1 protein-coding gene is annotated in these 345 nt (G+C 77.4%); it reads left to right on the top strand.

Features of this window, described 5'->3' with window-relative positions; translation table 11 throughout:
* Window positions 1–125: 125 nt before the first annotated feature.
* Window positions 126–345, top strand: a 220-nt coding sequence (locus SACPADRAFT_RS0213205; protein WP_028662443.1) for a DUF1707 SHOCT-like domain-containing protein, incomplete at its 3' end; no start/stop codon positions are given.

Here is a 345-nt window from a genome sequence, read left to right as displayed (position 1 = left end):
CCACGCGGTCCCGCGTGTCCGCACGGCGCGACGCGGCAGCACCCGGCACCGCCCCGACCGGCCCCGGCGCGGCACGCCCGCCGGAAAGACTGACGATCCGGCGACGGCCGCAGTACCGTGGACCCATGAGCCAGGATTCCGACGCGGAGTTCCTGCGGGTCGGCACGGCCGAGCGGGAGGAGGCCACCCGCGTGCTCGGGCAGCACTTCGCCGAGGGTCGGCTCACCACGGAGGAGTACGAGGACCGCGTGGCCCGGGCGGTCGCGGCCCGCCACCGGGCCGACCTCCGACCGCTGTTCGCCGACCTGCCCGCCCCGCACCCCGCCCTGTTGGCGGAGCCGCAGA

It is taken from the genome of Saccharomonospora iraqiensis subsp. paurometabolica YIM 90007 (genome assembly GCF_000231035.2).
Taxonomy (GTDB): domain Bacteria; phylum Actinomycetota; class Actinomycetes; order Mycobacteriales; family Pseudonocardiaceae; genus Saccharomonospora; species Saccharomonospora paurometabolica.
This window is presented reverse-complemented; position numbering and strand designations above follow the sequence as displayed.